At 64.4% G+C, this 17759-nt stretch carries 20 protein-coding genes; 11 read left to right on the forward strand and 9 right to left on the reverse strand.

Features of this window, described 5'->3' with window-relative positions; all coding sequences use genetic code 11:
* Nucleotide 1 precedes the first annotated feature (1 nt).
* Genes MJ8_RS18235 through MJ8_RS18250 form a run of 4 tightly spaced genes read right to left on the reverse strand, consistent with a single transcriptional unit; the run spans nucleotide 2 to nucleotide 3097 of the window.
* Nucleotides 2-340 (reverse strand): XdhC family protein, encoded by a 339-nt coding sequence (locus MJ8_RS18235; protein WP_201410206.1) that lies wholly within the window; start codon nucleotides 338-340, stop codon nucleotides 2-4.
* A 55-nt stretch (nucleotides 341-395) separates the two neighbouring features.
* Nucleotides 396-1646 (reverse strand): vWA domain-containing protein, encoded by a 1251-nt coding sequence (locus MJ8_RS18240; protein WP_201410207.1) that lies wholly within the window; start codon nucleotides 1644-1646, stop codon nucleotides 396-398.
* A 4-nt stretch (nucleotides 1647-1650) separates the two neighbouring features.
* Entirely contained in the window at nucleotides 1651-2574 is a 924-nt protein-coding gene (locus tag MJ8_RS18245; RefSeq protein ID WP_201410208.1) for an AAA family ATPase, read from the reverse strand.
* A gap of 28 nt (nucleotides 2575-2602) precedes the next feature.
* The gene (locus MJ8_RS18250; protein WP_201415479.1) at nucleotides 2603-3097 is read right to left on the reverse strand and encodes a flavin reductase; all 495 of its coding nucleotides are present in this window, start codon (nucleotides 3095-3097) and stop codon (nucleotides 2603-2605) included.
* Nucleotides 3098-3289: 192 nt separating this feature from the next.
* On the opposite strand from MJ8_RS18250, the gene MJ8_RS18255 reads away from it, so the two are divergent.
* Complete coding sequence (locus MJ8_RS18255) at nucleotides 3290-4360, forward strand: branched-chain amino acid ABC transporter substrate-binding protein (RefSeq protein ID WP_201410209.1); 1071 nt, start codon at nucleotides 3290-3292, stop codon at nucleotides 4358-4360.
* Nucleotides 4360-5376 (forward strand): P1 family peptidase, encoded by a 1017-nt coding sequence (locus tag MJ8_RS18260; protein ID WP_201410210.1) that lies wholly within the window; start codon nucleotides 4360-4362, stop codon nucleotides 5374-5376. Before MJ8_RS18255 ends, MJ8_RS18260 begins: the two co-directional genes overlap by 1 nt.
* Nucleotides 5377-5391: 15 nt before the next feature.
* Here the strand turns inward: MJ8_RS18260 and MJ8_RS18265 are convergent, their stop codons facing one another.
* Nucleotides 5392-5649, reverse strand: a complete 258-nt coding sequence (locus MJ8_RS18265; protein WP_040982323.1) for a DUF2171 domain-containing protein — start codon at nucleotides 5647-5649, stop codon at nucleotides 5392-5394.
* Nucleotides 5650-5921: 272 nt separating this feature from the next.
* Here MJ8_RS18265 and purB point away from each other — a divergent pair, with 272 nt between their 5' ends.
* Nucleotides 5922-7229, forward strand: a complete 1308-nt coding sequence (gene purB / locus MJ8_RS18270) for an adenylosuccinate lyase (protein WP_201410211.1) — start codon at nucleotides 5922-5924, stop codon at nucleotides 7227-7229.
* Nucleotides 7230-7426: 197 nt separating this feature from the next.
* Here the strand turns inward: purB and MJ8_RS18275 are convergent, their stop codons facing one another.
* On the reverse strand, nucleotides 7427-8239 hold the full coding sequence (locus tag MJ8_RS18275; RefSeq protein ID WP_201410212.1) for a VOC family protein: 813 nt from the start codon (nucleotides 8237-8239) through the stop codon (nucleotides 7427-7429).
* Nucleotides 8240-8442: 203 nt separating this feature from the next.
* On the opposite strand from MJ8_RS18275, the gene MJ8_RS18280 reads away from it, so the two are divergent.
* The gene (locus MJ8_RS18280) at nucleotides 8443-9000 is read left to right on the forward strand and encodes an RBBP9/YdeN family alpha/beta hydrolase (protein WP_201410213.1); all 558 of its coding nucleotides are present in this window, start codon (nucleotides 8443-8445) and stop codon (nucleotides 8998-9000) included.
* A 177-nt stretch (nucleotides 9001-9177) separates the two neighbouring features.
* On the opposite strand, the gene MJ8_RS18285 is transcribed toward MJ8_RS18280, so the two are convergent.
* Both MJ8_RS18285 and MJ8_RS18290 read right to left on the reverse strand, forming a co-directional pair.
* Nucleotides 9178-9951 carry an HpcH/HpaI aldolase family protein gene (locus tag MJ8_RS18285; RefSeq protein ID WP_201410214.1) on the reverse strand — a complete coding sequence of 258 codons (774 nt, stop codon included), beginning with the start codon at nucleotides 9949-9951 and terminating at the stop codon, nucleotides 9178-9180.
* Nucleotides 9952-10106: 155 nt separating this feature from the next.
* Nucleotides 10107-10427: a DUF1476 domain-containing protein gene (locus MJ8_RS18290; protein ID WP_201410215.1), complete on the reverse strand. Its 321-nt coding sequence runs from the start codon at nucleotides 10425-10427 to the stop codon at nucleotides 10107-10109.
* 273 nt (nucleotides 10428-10700) lie between these two features.
* Here MJ8_RS18290 and purC point away from each other — a divergent pair, with 273 nt between their 5' ends.
* The 5 genes from purC to MJ8_RS18315 are packed head-to-tail and all read left to right on the forward strand — an operon-like array spanning nucleotide 10701 to nucleotide 13583.
* Complete coding sequence (purC, locus tag MJ8_RS18295; RefSeq protein WP_040995384.1) at nucleotides 10701-11495, forward strand: phosphoribosylaminoimidazolesuccinocarboxamide synthase; 795 nt, start codon at nucleotides 10701-10703, stop codon at nucleotides 11493-11495.
* Between the two features lie 60 nt (nucleotides 11496-11555).
* Complete coding sequence (gene purS, locus MJ8_RS18300; protein WP_040995386.1) at nucleotides 11556-11795, forward strand: phosphoribosylformylglycinamidine synthase subunit PurS; 240 nt, start codon at nucleotides 11556-11558, stop codon at nucleotides 11793-11795.
* Between the two features lie 2 nt (nucleotides 11796-11797).
* Nucleotides 11798-12466, forward strand: coding sequence for a phosphoribosylformylglycinamidine synthase subunit PurQ (gene purQ, locus MJ8_RS18305; RefSeq protein WP_201410216.1), 669 nt, complete (start codon nucleotides 11798-11800; stop codon nucleotides 12464-12466).
* 39 nt (nucleotides 12467-12505) lie between these two features.
* Complete coding sequence (locus MJ8_RS18310) at nucleotides 12506-12913, forward strand: hypothetical protein (protein ID WP_201410217.1); 408 nt, start codon at nucleotides 12506-12508, stop codon at nucleotides 12911-12913.
* 7 nt (nucleotides 12914-12920) lie between these two features.
* On the forward strand, nucleotides 12921-13583 hold the full coding sequence (locus tag MJ8_RS18315; RefSeq protein ID WP_201410218.1) for a Pr6Pr family membrane protein: 663 nt from the start codon (nucleotides 12921-12923) through the stop codon (nucleotides 13581-13583).
* A 3-nt stretch (nucleotides 13584-13586) separates the two neighbouring features.
* Here the strand turns inward: MJ8_RS18315 and MJ8_RS18320 are convergent, their stop codons facing one another.
* The gene (locus MJ8_RS18320) at nucleotides 13587-13835 is read right to left on the reverse strand and encodes a DUF1127 domain-containing protein (protein WP_201415480.1); all 249 of its coding nucleotides are present in this window, start codon (nucleotides 13833-13835) and stop codon (nucleotides 13587-13589) included.
* 91 nt (nucleotides 13836-13926) lie between these two features.
* On the opposite strand from MJ8_RS18320, the gene MJ8_RS18325 reads away from it, so the two are divergent.
* Together MJ8_RS18325 and purL are read left to right on the forward strand one after the other, a co-directional pair.
* A complete protein-coding gene (locus MJ8_RS18325) occupies nucleotides 13927-15336 on the forward strand; it encodes a PLP-dependent aminotransferase family protein (RefSeq protein WP_201410219.1) in 1410 nt (469 codons plus the stop codon).
* Nucleotides 15337-15483: 147 nt separating this feature from the next.
* Nucleotides 15484-17715 (forward strand): phosphoribosylformylglycinamidine synthase subunit PurL, encoded by a 2232-nt coding sequence (gene purL / locus MJ8_RS18330; protein WP_201410220.1) that lies wholly within the window; start codon nucleotides 15484-15486, stop codon nucleotides 17713-17715.
* The last annotated feature ends 44 nt before the right edge of the window (nucleotides 17716-17759 follow it).

Genomic DNA, 17759 nt, shown 5'->3' on the forward strand with positions numbered 1-17759 from the left:
ATCAGCCCAGCCTTTCGACATAGACCTTGATGCGGCCGCCGCACGACAGCCCCACCTGCCAGGCGGTTTCGTCGGCGACGCCGAACTCCAGCATCCTGGCCTTGCCACTGTCGATGACGTCCATCGCCTCTGTCACGACAGCACCCTCGACGCAGCCGCCTGAGACCGAGCCATGGAAATTGCCATCGGCGTCGATGACCAGATGGCTGCCGACCGGACGCGGCGCCGAACCCCAGGTCTCGACCACGGTCGCGATGGCGACATCCTTGCCGTCCTTCATCCAGCTTTCCGCGATGATCAGCGGATCGCGGGCCTCATCGAGATAAATGCTCTCATCCATCGTCGCTTCTCACAAAGTCTGTTTTTCCCGAGCCAAGATTCCAAGGATCATATGGCTACGCAGCGCGCCTGTCGCCAGGTCGCATCCAGCGGCGCGGATCGACCACGGCGGCCGGCCGCTGGTCGAGAGAGGCGCAAAGATCGGCCAGCGCGTCGAGATTATGCACCGCCCGGAACTCGTCGACATAGGGCAGCATCGCCTTGACGCCACGGGCGCGCGCCTCGAACCCGTCGAAGCGCAGCAGCGGATTGAGCCAGATCAGCCGCCGGCAGGATTTATGCAGCCGCTCCATCTCCTGCGACAGGCCGGTGACGTCGTCGCGTTCCAGCCCGTCGGTGATGAGGAGCACCACGGCGCCCTGCCCCAGCACGCGCCGTGACCACAGCCGGTTGAACTCGGCAAGCGTATCGCCGATACGGGTGCCGCCCGACCAGTCCTTCACCGCCGCCGAGCATTCGGCCAGTGCCTCGTCCGGATCGCGGTGGCGCATCTGCCGCGTCAGGTTGGTCAGCCGCGTGCCGAAGACGAAGGCATGCACGCGCCGGCGCTTTTCCGTCAACGCATGCAGGAAATGCAGGAAGATGCGCGTGTACTGGCTCATCGAGCCGGAAATGTCGGCCAGCACCACCAGCGGCGGGTGCACTTCACGCTGCGAGCGGAATTTCGGCAGGATAAGCGCGCCGCCGGTGCGCGCGGCCGAGCGCATCATGGCGCGCGGATCGACGCGGCGCCCCTGCGCGTCGGCCTTGAAGCGCCGCGTGCGGACGAGGTCGAAGGGCAGGCGCAAGGCCATGATCGCCTTTTTGGCCTCGGCCATTTCGCCGGCATCCATCTGGGCGAAGTCCTTGCCGCGCAGCACCTCGTTGCCGGAAAAAGTCATCCGCGCATCGACCTCGACCTCCGGCACTTCGCGCGCCGGCTGGTTTTTCCGATGGCCTTCGAACATCGCCTGGCTGACGCGGTTCTCCGCCGCCCGCGGCTGCTGTTTCTCGCGATCGTCCGGCGCGACCGGCGAGAACATCGCCAATAGTTTCTCGATCAGCTCGCGCGATTTCCAGAACAGGCGGAAAGCCTCGTCGAAGACGGGATGATCCTCGTGCCGCGAGACGAGCACCGCATGCAGCGTCCAGTAGAAATCGTCGCGCGAGCCGATGCCGGCGGCAAGCACCGCCTCGATGGCGTCCTTCACCGAGGCCGGACTGACGCGCATGCCGGCCTTGCGCAAGGCGCGGGCGAAATAGACGATGTTGTCGGCGATACGCCCATCGGCGAGCGCTTCCTTGGGTTCCGGACGCGGCGACGGCATCGCCCTACTCCGCGGCCGAAAGCTCGGCCTTCACCTCATTGAGGATGCGCCGGCCCTCGCCCTCGCCGATACGGGCGATGTCGTCCTGGTATTTCAAAAGCACGCCGATCGTGTCCGACACGGTCTCCGGATCGAGCGCCACCTTGTCAAGCTCCGTCAATGCGCCGGCCCAATCGATCGTTTCCGCGACGCCGGGCGCCTTGAACAGCTCGACCTGCCGCAGCTTCTGGATGAAGGAGACGACCTCCGCCGAGAGCCGGCGGTTCGCCTGCGGCACCTTGCGCCGAACGATCTCCAGCTCGCGCTCGGCGTTCGGGTAGTCGACCCAATGGTAAAGGCAGCGCCGCTTCAGCGCGTCGTGGATTTCGCGCGTGCGGTTGGTGGTGATGATGACGATCGGCGGCTCTTCCGCCCTGATCGTGCCAAGCTCGGGAACGGTAACCTGGAAGTCGGACAGGATTTCGAGCAGGAAGGCCTCGAAGGCCTCGTCGGTTCGGTCGAGCTCGTCGATCAGAAACACCGGCGCAGCGTCCGCCTTGCCGGTCAGCGCATCGAGCACCGGGCGACGGATCAGGTATTTTTCGGAAAAGACATTGCGCTCCATGTCGGAGCGCACGACCTTGCCGGCCGCCTCCTCCATGCGGATCTCGATCATCTGGGCGGCGTAGTTCCACTCATAGACGGCCGAGGAGACATCGAGACCCTCGTAGCATTGCAGGCGGATCAGCCGGCGGCCGAGCGCGTCGGCCAGCACCTTGGCGATCTCGGTCTTGCCGACGCCCGCCTCGCCTTCGAGGAACAACGGCCGCTTCATGCGCAGCGATAAGAACAGCACGGTCGCCAGCGAACGGTCCGCGACATAATCCGCGCCGGTCAAAAGATCGAGTGTTTCGTCGATCGTTTTCGGCGCGGGGCGCGGCGCGGTCATCTCGTCTCCGTGAATCCGCTTGCACGTTTCAAAGAACGTGATAGCCGCGGTTGTGGTAGATCAGCGGCCGCAAATTATCGCCGATGCGCAGGCCTGTCACCTTGCCAAAAAGCACACGGTGAGTGGCCAAATCCTTGGTATCGATGATCTCGCAGTCAAACACGGCAAGGGCGCCTTTCAGGGTCGGCGCGCCGGTCGAGATCACATCCCATTCGGCCAGCGCAAAGCGCTCGTCCGCCGGCAGGCCGGTGATGCCGGAAAAGCCGATCGAGACGGCTTCCTGGTTCGAGGCGAGCGTATTCAACGCGAACTTGCCGTTCTTGATGAAGGCTTCGTTCTTCACGTTCTCACGGTTGAGGCAGACCAGCACCGTCGGCGGGGTGTCCGAAACCGAACAGGCGGCGATCACCGTCGCGCCGCGTTTGCCGCCGGGCCCGTCCGTCGTCACCACATGCACATGGCCGGCAAAATGCGCCATCGCATCGCGATAGTGCTGCGGTCCGATATCATTGATCTTGAGCACCCGATAATCCACCTGTCGGAACCAGTCCGTTATATATGGCGGCATATTGCACGCCACAAGTTGCATACCACGGGCGAAGTGCTTGACTGCAATCCGCAAATTCGCGTGTTGCGCGCCGCTTAGCCAGCCTTTAGGCATTTCCTGGAATAGTGTCGGGACTGTATCCCCGGCATGGAGGATTTCTTAGCCCGAATGCGTCTTCTCACGACGACATCAGCCGTGCTGCTCTGGCTGTCGCTGGCCGCGAGCGCCGAGGCCGAGACGCTGGTCGGCGTCGCGGCGCCGCTTTCCGGTCCGTCGGCGATCCTCGGCAAGCAGGTCGAGACCGGCGCGGATGTAGCGGCGGAGGCAAACGGCATCACGGTGAAAGTCATCGACGATGCCTGCACGGCCGATGGCGGCGCCGCGGCGGCAAAAGAATTCGTCGAGGCCAAGATCAATGTCGTGGTGGGCTTTCTCTGCACCGAGGCGATCGAGGCCGCGCTGCCCATCCTGAAAAGTGCCAATATTCCGGTAATCACGGTCGGCGTGCGCACCGAAAGCCTCACTGACCGGCGCGCCAAGACCGGCTGGCCGGTCTACCGGCTCGGCCCGCGCGGCGACGACGAGCGCAACGCCGTTGCCGCCAAGCTCACTCAGCTCTGGCGCGACGACCTGTTCGCCATCGTCGATGACGGCACCATCTATGGCCGCGAAATGGCCGAGACCTTCCGCGCCGCGGCCGAGCAGGCCGCCTTGAAACCGGTCTTCGTCGACACGTTCCGGCCGCAGCTCGACAACCAGATCGGTCTGGTCGGCCGGCTGAAGAAGGCGGGCGCGACCAAGGTGTTCGCCGGCGGCGACGGCGACGATATCGCGATCATGGGTCGCGACGCCGCCTCCCTCGACGCCGGTATCACTTTCGCCGGGGGCGAAAACTTGCGCACGCCGGCGGGCGATGTCCCCTATGCGGTCGGCACGCTGATGATCGCCACGCCGGAATGGGCGGAGGTCGCCGATTCCAAGGTGGTGCAGGCTTTCGGGGCGAAGAACATCGTGCCGGACGGCTACACGCTGCCGGCCTATGCCGCGGTCGAGGTCGCCAAGGCCGCGCTTGCCGGCGCGGAAAGCACCGGCAAGCCGCTCGGCGAAGCACTGACCGGCCATGATTTCGCGACCGCGATCGGCACCATCCGCTTCGACGCCAAGGGCGATCTCAGCCAGAACCCATTTCGCCTCTTCCGATTCGACGGCACGCATTTCGTGCCGCTGGAGGACAAGTGATGTTCCGCACCGGACCACGTAATCTCATCACCGACGTTGCCGGCCTCCGCGTCGGCAATGCCGCCGACGCCGGGCTCAAATCCGGCGTCACGGTGGTGCTGTGCGACGAGCCGGCGGTTGCCGGCATCCAGGTTCTGGGCGGCGCGCCGGGCACGCGCGAGACCGACCTGCTCGAGCCGCAGAATTCTATCGCGACGATCCATGCCGTCGTTCTGTCCGGCGGCTCTGCCTTCGGCCTTGACGCCGCCTCCGGCGTACAGGCGGCATTGCGCGAGAGGAGCATCGGTGTCGAGGTCGGCGGCTTCCGCGTGCCGATCGTGCCGGCCGCGATCCTGTTCGACCTGCGCAACGGCGGCGACAAGGATTGGGGGCGCTACCCGCCCTATCGTGAGCTCGGCTATGAGGCCGTGCAGGTGGCAGCAGCCGATTTCGCCATCGGCACGGCGGGTGCCGGCACCGGCGCGCTGACCTCCGGGCTGAAAGGCGGCCTGGGCTCAGCCTCGACCGTTCTCGACAGCGGCGTCACCATCGGCGCGCTCGCCGCCGTCAATCCGACCGGCTCGGTGACGGTCGGCGGCGGTCGCCATTTCTGGGCGGCGCCCTTCGAGATCGGCAACGAGTTCGGCGGCCTGGGCTATCCCGAGCCGCTGCCGCAAGATGCCAAGAAGATTGTGCTGAAATACCGCGACCGGCGCGTCGGTGGCGAGGCCGAAGGCGGCAGCACCACCATCGCCGTCATCGCCACCGACGCTGTGCTGAGCAAGGCCGCCGCCAAGCGGCTGGCGATTTCGGCGCATGACGGCTTCGCCCGCGCCATCTGGCCGACGCATACGCCGGCCGACGGCGATCTGGTGTTTGCACTGGCCACAGGCAGGAGCGGCATCGAACTCGGCACCGAGGCTGCGATCGACCTCTTCGCGGCGGCCGGCGCGACCATAGCGCGCGCGATCAGCCGTGGCGTCCATGCCGCGACGCCGGCCGATGGCGATTTGTTACCCGTCTGGTCGTCGCGTTGATTGGCTCGGTGCCGATCAGGTCGGATCGGATTTTTCTTCCTCGAAGGTGACGGCGACATCGGAATTCGCGGAGAGCCATACCTTCTGCCCGTCGATCTCCGCGACCAAGGCAAGCGAGATGTAGTGGTGATGGCCCTTGTGCGAGCCCATGCCGCTGTCGGCCTTGGTCAGCTTGATCCGGTCGCCCTCGACCTTGTCGACGGTGCCGATATGGACGCCGTCGGCGCCGATCACTTCCATATGTCCGCGTATCTTGCTGATGTCGGTGCTCATGCTGGTCCTCCGCTGGATGGCGATGTGCCCTTTTGGATGCGAGACGGCCGACAATAACAAATGAACGCCGGATTGGATGCATCGCACGGCACGTCTCGTTCACCATGGCGTGATAGGCATGACGCCGTTGAGACAGAGGCCGAACTGGTGACGCTCCCGGTTTGCGGCGCTTCCAGCGGTCAGCATCTGGTTTGCGCGGCAGCGGCGTTGAGCATTGGGCCCGCCTCTGTTAGGACGCGGCCGACGCTTCTCCCAGGCAGGACTGAAAACAGATGATCCCTCGCTATTCCCGGCCGGAAATGGTCGCCATCTGGTCGCCCGACACCCGCTTCCGCATCTGGTTCGAGATCGAGGCGCATGCCTGCGATGCGCTGGCGGAGTTGGGCGTCATTCCGAAGGAAGCAGCAAGGATCATTTGGGAAAAAGGCGGCGTCGCCAAATTCGACGTCGCCAAGATCGACGAGATCGAGCGAGTCACCAAGCATGACGTCATCGCTTTCCTGACCCATCTCGCCGAATTCGTCGGACCGGACGCCCGCTTCATCCACCAGGGCATGACCTCGTCGGACGTGCTCGACACCTGCCTCGCCGTGCAGCTGACCCGCGCGAGCGACATCCTGCTGGCCGACATCGATGCCCTGCTGGCAGCGCTGAAGCGCCGCGCCTTCGAGCACAAGGATACCATCACCATCGGCCGCAGCCACGGCATCCACGCCGAGCCGACCACTTTCGGCGTCAAGCTGGCGCAGGCTTATGCCGAATTCTCGCGCTGCCGCGAGCGGCTGGTGCACGCGCGGGAGGATATCGCCACCTGCGCGATCTCCGGCGCGGTTGGCACCTTCGCCAACATCGAGCCTTATGTTGAAGAGCATGTGGCGGCAAAGCTCGGGCTGAAACCGGAGCCGGTGTCGACCCAGGTCATCCCGCGCGACCGGCATGCCATGTTCTTTGCCACGCTTGGCGTCATCGCCTCGTCGGTCGAACGCCTCGCAGTCGAGATCCGCCATCTGCAGCGCACCGAGGTGCTGGAAGCGGAAGAGTATTTCTCGCCGGGCCAGAAGGGCTCGTCGGCGATGCCGCACAAGCGCAACCCGGTGCTGACCGAAAACCTCACCGGCCTTGCGCGAATGGTGCGGTCGATGGCTCTGCCGGCCATGGAAGACGTGGCGCTCTGGCACGAGCGCGACATTTCGCATTCCTCGGTCGAGCGCATGATCGGGCCGGACGCGACGGTGACGCTGGATTTCGCGCTGGCGCGCCTCACCGGCGTCATCGACAAGCTGCTCGTCTATCCCGAGAACATGGAGAAGAACCTCAACAAGTTCCGCGGCCTGGTGCATTCGCAGCGCGTGCTCTTGGCGCTGACGCAGGCCGGCCTGTCACGCGAGGACGCCTATCGGCTGGTGCAGCGCAACGCCATGAAAGTCTGGGAGCACGGCGCCGACTTCCTCGAGGAACTGCTGGCCGACAAGGACGTGACGGCGGCCCTCTCCGAAGCCGAAATCCGCGAGAAATTCGATCTCGGCTACCACACCAAGCATGTCGACACGATCTTCAAGCGGGTGTTCGGGGAAGCTTGACCTTCCTTCTCCCCGTTCACGGGGAGAAGGTGCCCGAAGGGCGGATGAGGGGCGGCGCCGACTTTGACGATCACCGCACCCTTAGGCTCTGCGGCCGAAAAGACAATCTCGAAAACGTGGCACTGCCCCTCATTGCCCTGCCGGGCATTTCTCTCCGTATAGTGACGGGGGAGAAAGACGCTGTCACCGGCGCCGGCTCAAGCCTTCCCCGGCACCGTCCTGATCACCGTGCCCCATGGATCCTCACGGCTCGTCTCCGCCGTCGCGTTGTCGGAGCGCATCTCGACCCAGGCGAGGCCTGAGCGCGACGGATCGCGGCGGCCGGCGCCGGCGCTCTGCCACGCATTGGCGCCGATATGGTGGTGGTAATGGCCGGACGACAGGAACACCGCCTGGCTGCCATATTTGGCGACGGTGTCGAAGCCGAACTGGTCATGCCACCAGGCTTCGGCATCCTCCGGCCGGCCGACCCGCAGATGCACGTGGCCGACAATGGTGTTTTCCGGCGCGCCCTGCCAACCGGCATCGCCGGGCGGCACGCTGCCCACCACCGCCGGCAGGTTCAGCCGTTCGGTCGCCATGGCGATCCTGTCGCCGTTCCATTTCCAGTCTTGCGGACGGCGGTCGGCATAGATCTCGATGCCGTTGCCTTCCGGGTCGGTCAGATAGAGCGCCTCGCTGACCAGATGGTCGGATGCGCCCTCAATGGCGATGCGGTTGGCGGCGGCGTAGCTGATCCAACGGCCGAGATCGGCGCGCGACGGCAAAAGGAACGCCGTGTGGAAAAGCCCGGCGCTGCGCGGATCGTCAGGCTTGGCCGCGGAATCCGGCTCCAGGACCAACAATGGCCGGTTGGCGGCGCCAAGCGTGATCGCGCCGTCGGCGCGGCTCAACTCCTGCAGGCCGACGACCGCGCGGTAATAGGCGGCCAGACTCTCCGCGTCGCGCGCCTTCAGCCCGACACGCGACACGCTGACCGGGGTGGTCGCGGCAAAAGGCAGTTCGCTCATCAAACTCTCCGTTCGGGTGACGCCTATTCCCGAAAAGGGGATTTGCAGGCCGCCCGCGCTCTTGTTGCTTGTTCCCTCTCCAAATCGTCGATTGCGATCGTTCACACAAGAGAGCAAGAATCGAACAAGTTGTTCACAATTGTGATCACGCCGAAATTGGCGACAGGGTTGCAGCCGGGAAGGCCGCTCGCTACATCGGCGCCATGAAAGTCAAAGACGCAGATATCCTGATCGTGCCGGGCTACACCAATTCAGGCCCCGAGCACTGGCAGACCCGCTGGCAATCCAAACTGTCGACGGCGCGCCGGGTCGAGCAGGCGGAATGGACGAAGCCCGTGCGCGAGGACTGGACGGCAAGCGTGGCGAACGCGGTCAACGAGGCCGAGCGTCCAGTGGTTCTCGTCGCGCATTCGCTCGGCGTCGCGGCGGCGGTGCAGGCCATCCCGCAATTCAGGAAGCCGGTCGCGGGCGCCTTTTTCGTGGCGCCGCCCGACGTCTCCAATCCGGAAATCCGGCCGAGGCATCTGATGACCTTCGGCCCTTATTCGCGCGATCCCCTGCCTTTTCCGTCTATTGTGATCGCCAGCCGCAACGATCCGTTCTGCGCCTTCGCGGTCGCCGAGGACATCGCCGCAGCCTGGGGGTCGCTGTTCATCGATGCCGGCGAGGCCGGCCATCTCAACCACGATGCCGGCTTCGGCCCCTGGCCCGAGGGTTCGATGACTTTCGCCAAATTCCTGACGGAACTGAAGCAGCCCTGAGACGGCCCAAGGTGTGTTGAGATTCAGGTCAGGCTGAGTCGGAGTCGAAGACGGGCGCGAAGCGACCAAACTGGACGGATTCCGAGAACCGGAGCGGAGCGTACTTAAAGTACGCGAGCACCGGAAGCGCTGGAAACCGCCATTTGCAGGCCGGCCTCACCTGAATATCAGCACACCTTAGGAGCCGATTGAATCCCGCATGCTTTTCAGCAGCGTCTTGGCGCCGAGCGAGATCAGCGTGTGGTCCGAGCCCATGGCGAGCAGCCGGAAGCCCATCGACACCACGCGCCCGGCAATCGCCGGTTCGATGACGTAGATCGCGGCATGCTTGCCGGCCTTGCGCGTCCGCTCGGCGATCGACGCGACCGTCTCCATCATGCTTTCCAGCGTCGAACTGACGGTGGCGCCGTTCGACCAGGCGATCGAGAAATCCGACGGGCCGACGAAAATGCCGTCGATGCCGGGCGTGTCCAGGATTCCGTCGAGCGCATCGAGGGCCGCCCGGGTCTCGATCATCGCGAAAGCCATGGTGCGCTCGTTCGTATCGCGCAGCCATTCGGCATGATCACCCTTGCCGTAACGCGGGAAGGCATAGGTCGGACCCCAGGAGCGCTCGCCCAGCGGCGGATATTTCATCGCTGCGGCGAACTGCCTTGCGTCGGCCACGGAATTTACCATGGGCGCGATCACCGCCTCGGCGCCGAAATCCAGCGCGCGGCTTGCCATATCGAAGCGCCCGACCGGAATGCGCACCAGCGCCGGCTTGTTGGCTGCCAGCACCGGCACAACGCCGCGAAGCACGCTGTCCTCGTGATGGCCGCCATGCTGCATGTCAAGGGTGACGGCGTCAAAACCCTGCTTGGCGATGATCTCGACCGTCAGCGCGTCCGGCACGCCCGACCAGGCGGTGAACAGCGTTTCGTCGGCGGCCAGGCGGGATTTGAGCGACATCGGAACTTTCCTCGTTAACAATCCGCAGTTTCGGCCGGAAACGACACCAAGGCAAAGAAAAACCGCCCGGTTTGGCCGGGCGGTCGATTGGTCCAACTAACCCATGGCGCCGGAAAGCGTGGAGCGGCTTTCGAACGACATCGTGGCCATCAGCCTCAGCTATTCTTGATCTGCTCGATCGCCTGCGCCATCAACTCGTCCATGGTCCGGCGGATCTGATGGTCCGACTGGGCGACGCCAGCGGCGTCGAAATCCTTGCGTATCTTGCGGAAGACGTCGTGGTCGCCCGCTTCCTCGATGTCGGAGACCACCACTTCCTTGGCATAGGCTTCGGCATCGGCGCCGGATTTGCCGAGTTTTTCGGCGGCCCACAGGCCGAGCGCCTTGTTGCGGCGCGCCGAGGCCTTGAAGCGAAGCTCCTCGTCGAAGGCGAATTTGCGCTCAAAGCCTTCTTCGCGGTCTTTCATGCTGCTCATGACGTCCCTCCGATCAATCCGATTCGCTTGGCAATGAATATGTGTGATGGGCAAGCACAAACCAAAAGGTCGCGGGTCGGTCAATATGCTTCCTCGCATGCTGCGCTGCGGCATTTCGGTTCTGAAAGCGGTTGATTCGCGGGATTTGCCGATTGAGCAAACCAGACGATTGCGATAACACCGGCATTGAACGCCGCCTTCGCCATACTAATTTAGGCAGACGGACAGGAACCGGTCACCTGCCGCCTGTCCGCAGATCCAGAGAAAAATCAAATGAAAAATCGCCGCCGCATTTATGAAGGCAAGGCCAAGATCCTCTATGAAGGACCTGAGCCGGGGACGCTGATCCAGTTTTTCAAGGATGATGCCACCGCCTTCAACAAAAAGAAGCACGAGGTGGTCGATGGCAAGGGCGTGCTTAACAACCGCATTTCCGAGCACATCTTCAATCACTTGAACCGCATGGGCATCCCGACCCATTTCATCCGCCGGCTCAACATGCGCGAGCAGTTGATCAAGGAAGTCGAGATCATTCCGCTCGAGGTCGTGGTGCGCAACGTCGCCGCCGGCTCGCTGTCCAAGCGCCTCGGCATCGAGGAAGGCACCGTGCTGCCGCGCTCGATCATCGAATTCTATTACAAGGCCGATGCGCTCGACGACCCGATGGTGTCGGAAGAGCACATCACCGCCTTCGGCTGGGCCAGTCCGCAGGAAATCGACGACATCATGGCGCTGGCCATCCGCGTCAACGACTTCCTGTCCGGCCTGTTCCTCGGCGTCGGCATCCAGCTCGTCGACTTCAAGATCGAATGCGGCCGCCTGTTCGAGGGCGACATGATGCGCATCGTCGTCGCCGACGAGATCTCGCCGGATTCCTGCCGGCTGTGGGACGTCGCTACCCAGGACAAGCTCGACAAAGACCGTTTCCGCCGCGACATGGGCGGCCTGGTCGAGGCTTATCAGGAGGTCGCCCGCCGTCTCGGCATCATCAACGAGAACGAGCCGCCGCGCCCGACAGGTCCGGTCCTCGTCGCCTCTTCCGAGGCGCCCAAGGGCCTGAAGCACTAATTACCAGGCCTGCCGGACAATGCGGGCCTTTTCCAAACGACCATCTGCCCAGGAGTATCGATGAAAGCCCGTATCACCGTCACCCTCAAGAACGGCGTCCTCGACCCGCAGGGCAAGGCGATCGAGCACGCGCTCTCCGGGCTGGGCTTCGACGGCGTCGGTCAGGTGCGCCAGGGCAAGGTGTTCGACATCGAGCTTACTGGAACCGACAAGGCCAAGGCCGAAGCCGACCTCAAGGCCATGTGCGACAAGCTTCTGGCGAACACGGTGATTGAAAATTACGCGGTGGAGATCGCCTGACAATGAAATCAGCCGTCGTCCTCCTGCCTGGCCTCAACCGTGACCGCGACATGATCGCGGCGCTGACCAAGATTTCCGGCCAGGCGCCGGCGACCGTGTGGCAGACCGACACGGAAATCCCCGATGTCGACCTGATCGCCATCCCCGGCGGCTTCTCCTTTGGCGACTATCTGCGCTGCGGCGCGATCGCAGCGCGCATGCCGGTGATGCGGGCGGTCGCCGAAAAAGCCGCCAAGGGCGTGCCCGTCATCGGCGTCTGCAACGGTTTTCAAATCTTGGTCGAGGCGGGACTTCTGCCCGGCGCCCTGATGCGCAATGCCTCGCTGAAATTCGTCTGCCGGGAGGTGAAGCTCGAGATCGCCAACGCCAACACCATGTTCACCCGGCACTACAAGCCGGGGCAGATCATCCGCTCGCCCGTGGCGCATCACGACGGCAACTACTTCGCCGATGCCGAGACGCTGGCGCGGCTCGAAGGCGAAGGCCAGGTGGTGTTCCGCTACGCCGAGGGCACCAATCCCAATGGCTCGATCAACGACATCGCCGGTATCGTCAACGACAAGGGCAATGTGCTCGGCCTGATGCCGCATCCGGAAAACCTGATCGAGGCGGCGCATGGCGGCAATGATGGGCGGGCGCTGTTCGAGAGCGCGCTCGGCGTCGCGGCTTGATCCTTTAACATCCTATCGGAACGCGGGGGCGGACTGACCATGAGACTGACGATTGCTCGCCTTGCTCTCCTGGCCGCCGGAATCGGCTTGGCTTCCTGCCAGTCCAGCCCCAAGACGACGCCGGCTCCCTCCGGCAAAAGCGCCTCGCTGCTTGCCATGGAGCAGGTCGCGATCGCCGCGCATAAATGCTGGATCGCCAGCAAGGACCCGGCATTCAAGGCCTACCAGATGGCCAATGAGCTCAATTCCTACAGCGGCACGCCGCGCTTCCTGCTGGTGCCCGCCAAGCATTATGGCGGCAAGCCGCTGCTGGTCGTGCAGGCGCAGGGCAATTCCAGCCGCGTCGACGTCTTCGGGCCGCTGATGAATGAGCCGCTCGGCGCGCGCATCAGTTCCGATATTGCCCGCTGGCAGGCCGGCAATTCGTCCTGCGCGGCTACCGCCTGAGGCCGCCATGGGCCGGTTCCTGCAGATCGCGGGACTGGTCATCGGGCTGATTGCGCTTGTCCTGCAATTCGCCATCACCATACCGGCATCGATGGCGGCGGGACGCAGCTTCCTCGGCTCGATCGTCTTCTATTTCAGCTTCTTCACCATTCTCACCAACATCGCGGCATCGATGGTGCATGCTTCGCTGCTATCGCCCACCGGCTACGCCTGGTTCCCAGCCTTCGCCGGGCCACGGGTGCGGACTGGCGTCGCGGTCGCCATCACGCTGGTCTTCATCATCTATGCGACCGTGCTGGCGGGCCTGTGGCAACCGCAGGGCCTGTTCCTGCTTTGCGACATCCTGCTCCACTACGTCACGCCGTTTGTCTTCGTCATATGGTGGCTCGTCGCGGGTGCCGACGGCACGACGCGCTGGCGCGATATCTCCTGGTGGATGATCTATCCGCTGGCCTACCTTGCCTACGCGCTGATCCGCGCGCCCTTCGCCGGCGAAGTGCCCTACCCGTTCCTTGATGTTGCCAAGAACGGCGCGGCCAGCGTCGCCGTTTCGGCCTCGGGCGTCACGGTGCTATTCATCGGATTGAGCGTGCTTGCCGTGCTGATTGATCACGGCATCGGCCGGTTGCGGGCAAAACCCGCAACCCGCGTCCAGTCGAGCCGCCCATAGGCATCACTCCCAGAATGCCCTGATGCCTTCGCGATGGGCATCGCAGCGCGAGATGCCGATATCCTTGAGCTGCTCGTCCGTCATCTCAAGCAGAGCGAGGCGGCCGCGCCGGCGCTCAAGCATGCGATCGATTTGTTTGGCGGCGGAACGGAGCACGAATACAAGGCGACCGACGAAGCCCCGACGGCTCCGTGGATCGGTCTGGGCGCCAAATGCCGGACCGGCGTAGCGAATTGTCTCTATTGTACCCATTGTCGTTCTGCCTTGTCTCGATTGTACTTTTCCAATCGTCGGTTCGATATGAATTGACTCTTCGCGCGGTGCAATATAGAAAATTGTCACCATGACAAATTGGCTCCCTGATCTCTCCTCTGGCTCCGGTCCGCTTTATCAGCGTCTTGCTGACAGCATTGAGTCAGATATCGACAAGGGCGTCATCGATGCTGGTGCGAAACTGCCGCCGCAGCGCGACCTCGCCTATGACATCGGCACGACCGTCGGCACCATCGGCAGGGCCTATCAGTTGCTGCGCGAACGCGGTCTGGTGAGCGGCGAGGTCGGTCGCGGCACCTATGTGCTTGGCCAGCGTTCGGAGACCCCGAAATCCGACGTCGAACCTGGCCTGCAAGGCACGCGCCCTATCGACGCGCCGAGCGGCAAGCTGCGCTTCGACAGCACCGCCGCGCCCGATGTCGGCCAGGGCGCGGTGATTGCCGACATCCTTGCGCGTACCGCGCAGGAGCACCCGCACGAAATTTCGAGCTACACACGCGATTTTCCCGAACGCTGGTACGAGGCGGGCAGCCGCTGGCTTGCGCGCAATTCCTTCCGACCATCGCTCGATTCGATCGTGCCTACGCTGGGGACTCATGCCGCGGTCATGGCGGCGATCGCGGCGCTGACCATGCCCGGCGACTACGTGGTCTTCGAGCACCTCACCTATTCGCAGATCGCACGCAGCGCCGGGCTCATCGGCCGTCGCACGGCGCTGGTTTCGGCTGACGAGGGCGGTATCGACCCGGATGATTTCGAGCGCGTCTGCGCGCAGAAACATCCGAAGGTGATGTTCGTGATGCCGACCGCGAAGAACCCGACCCTGGTGACGTTGTCGGCGGAACGGCGGCAGGCGATCGCGCGGATCGCGCGCGAATACAATGTCGCGCTGATCGAGGACGATCTTTACGGTGAGCTCACCGACGATCCGACGCCGCTGCTCGCCGAATACGCGCCCGAGCGCACGATCGTCGCCGGCGGCCTGTCGAAGTCGGTCGCGGCGGGCGTGCGCGGCGGCTGGCTTTCCTGCCCGCCGGCCTACCGCCACCGCATCCGTGTCGCGCATAAGATGATGACCGGCGGCCTGCCCTTCCTGCTGGCCGAGGTCGGCACACGGCTGGTGATGTCGGGGCAGGCGGACGAGATCCGCAAGCGCTGCATTGCCGAAATCCAGGCTCGCCTTGCCATCGTGCGCGACGTGCTGGCGGGCTTCGACATCAAGGTAAGGGACAACGTGCCCTTCGTCTGGCTGACCTTGCCGGACCCGTGGCTGTCCGGCACCTTCAAGAACGCCTGCCTGGCACAGGGCGTGCTCATCGACGACGAGGACGAATTCAAGGCCGGCCGCTCCGAGCAGGTCTTCCACGGCGTGCGCTTCGGCGTCTCGCAACCGCGGCAAAGCAAGGATGTCGCCGGCGGCGTCGCCGTCATCCGCCGCCTGCTCGACGAGGGCCGCGCCGGCTACGACAGTTTTTCCTGATCGAGCCCACGGGCCCGGGGCGCCGACCGCGCCGGCAGGGGCAGTTTTCCGGCATTTTCGTCATTCGATGGGGTGTATCGCGCGAAAAGCTTGCGATAAGAGGAGGACTCGAAAACTCCCCTCTCCCACGGACAAAAATCGCCGCTCATGACCATTTCCAATTCCGTGCCGATCACCCCCGAGCTCGTCGCAGCGCATGGGCTGAAGCCCGACGAATACCAGCGCATCCTCGATCTGGTCGGCCGCGAGCCAAGCTTCACCGAGCTCGGCATCTTCTCGGCGATGTGGAACGAGCACTGCTCCTACAAGTCCTCCAAGAAATGGCTGCGCACGCTGCCGACCAGCGGCCCGCAGGTCATCCAGGGTCCAGGCGAGAATGCCGGCGTGGTCGACATCGGCGACGGCGACTGCGTCGTTTTCAAGATGGAGAGCCACAACCATCCCTCCTACATCGAGCCCTATCAGGGCGCGGCGACCGGCGTCGGCGGCATTTTGCGCGACGTCTTCACCATGGGCGCGCGGCCGGTCGCGGCGATGAACGCGCTGCGCTTCGGCGCGCCGGATCATCCCAAGACCCGGCATCTGGTCGCCGGCGTGGTTTCCGGCGTCGGCGGCTACGGCAATTCCTTCGGCGTGCCGACGGTGGGCGGCGAGGTCAATTTCGACGCCCGCTATAACGGCAACATCCTGGTCAACGCCTTCGCGGCGGGCCTCGCCAAGACCAACGCCATCTTCCTGTCGCAGGCCAAGGGCGTCGGCCTGCCGGTCGTCTATCTCGGTGCCAAGACCGGACGCGACGGCGTCGGCGGCGCCACCATGGCGTCGGCCGAATTCGACGACAAGATCGAGGAGAAACGCCCGACCGTGCAGGTCGGCGATCCCTTCACCGAAAAATGCCTGCTGGAAGCCTGCCTCGAGCTGATGGCCTCGGGCGCCGTCATCGCCATCCAGGACATGGGTGCGGCCGGGCTCACCTGCTCGGCCGTCGAGATGGGCGCCAAGGGCGATCTCGGCATCGAGCTCGATCTCGACAAGGTGCCGGTGCGCGAGGAGCGCATGAGCGCCTATGAGATGATGCTGTCGGAAAGCCAGGAGCGCATGTTGATGGTGCTGCGCCCCGAGAAGGAAGAGGAAGCCGAAGCGATCTTCCGCAAATGGGGGCTCGACTTCGCCATCGTCGGCAAGACCACGGATGACCTACGTTTTCGCGTGCTGCATCAGGGTGACGAGGTCGCCAATTTGCCGATCAAGGAGCTCGGCGATCAGGCGCCCGAATATGACCGCCCCTGGGTCGAGACCAGGAAGCCGGCGCCGCTTGCCGCAAACGATGCGCCGAAGGCCGATGTCGCAGACGCGCTGCTGAAAATGCTCGGCGGGCCGGATCTCTCCTCGCGCCGCTGGGTGTGGGAGCAGTACGACACGCTGATCCAGGGCAATTCGCTGCAGCTTCCCGGCGGCGATGCCGGCGTGGTGCGCGTCGAAGGCCATCCGACCAAGGCGCTGGCTTTCTCCTCCGATGTCACGCCGCGCTACTGCGAGGCCGACCCTTACGAGGGCGGCAAGCAGGCGGTCGCCGAATGCTGGCGCAACCTGACCGCGACCGGCGCCCTGCCGCTCGCCGCCACCGACAACCTCAATTTCGGCAATCCGGAGCGGCCCGAAATCATGGGCCAGTTCGTCGGCGCCATCAAAGGCATCGGCGATGCCTGCCGCGCGCTGGGCTTCCCGATCGTCTCCGGCAATGTCTCGCTCTACAACGAAACCAACGGCCGCGGCATCCTGCCGACGCCGACCATCGGCGGCGTCGGGCTGATTGCCGACTGGTCGAAGATGGCGCGAATCGGCTTTGCCGCCGAGGGCCAGATGATCGTGCTGGTCGGCGCGCCGCCGACATGGGGCAGCCATCTCGGCCAGTCCGTCTACCTGCGCGACATCCATGGCCGCGCCGACGGTCCGCCGCCGCCGGTCGATCTCGCACACGAAAAGCGCGTCGGCGACCATGTGCGCTCGCTGATCGCGTCCGGCGCCGTCACCGCCGCACATGACGTCTCGGACGGTGGCCTGGCGGTAGCGCTGGCCGAAATGGCGATGGCCTCCGGCATCGGCGCCACCATCCCTGGCCTCACCGGCACCGATCCGATCCCGGTCTGGTTCGGCGAGGACCAGGGCCGCTACCTGCTGACGCTGTCGATCGATCCGCAGAGCGGTGAATGGGACAGGATCCGCGAGGAACAGGGCAAGCTCGGCATCTTCGCGCCCTGGATCGGCACCACCGGCGGTCGTGAATTGAAGCTGGGTGACGCACGGCCGATCCCGGTCACCGAGCTGAAGGCTGCCCATGAAGGCTGGTTCCCGCGCTTCATGGATCAGGCCAGTTGACCAGAAGCATGTCTCCCGAAAGTGTGCAGCGGTTTCGGGAAAAA

The sequence above is a fragment of the Mesorhizobium sp. J8 genome (assembly GCF_016591715.1).
Lineage (GTDB): Bacteria > Pseudomonadota > Alphaproteobacteria > Rhizobiales > Rhizobiaceae > Mesorhizobium.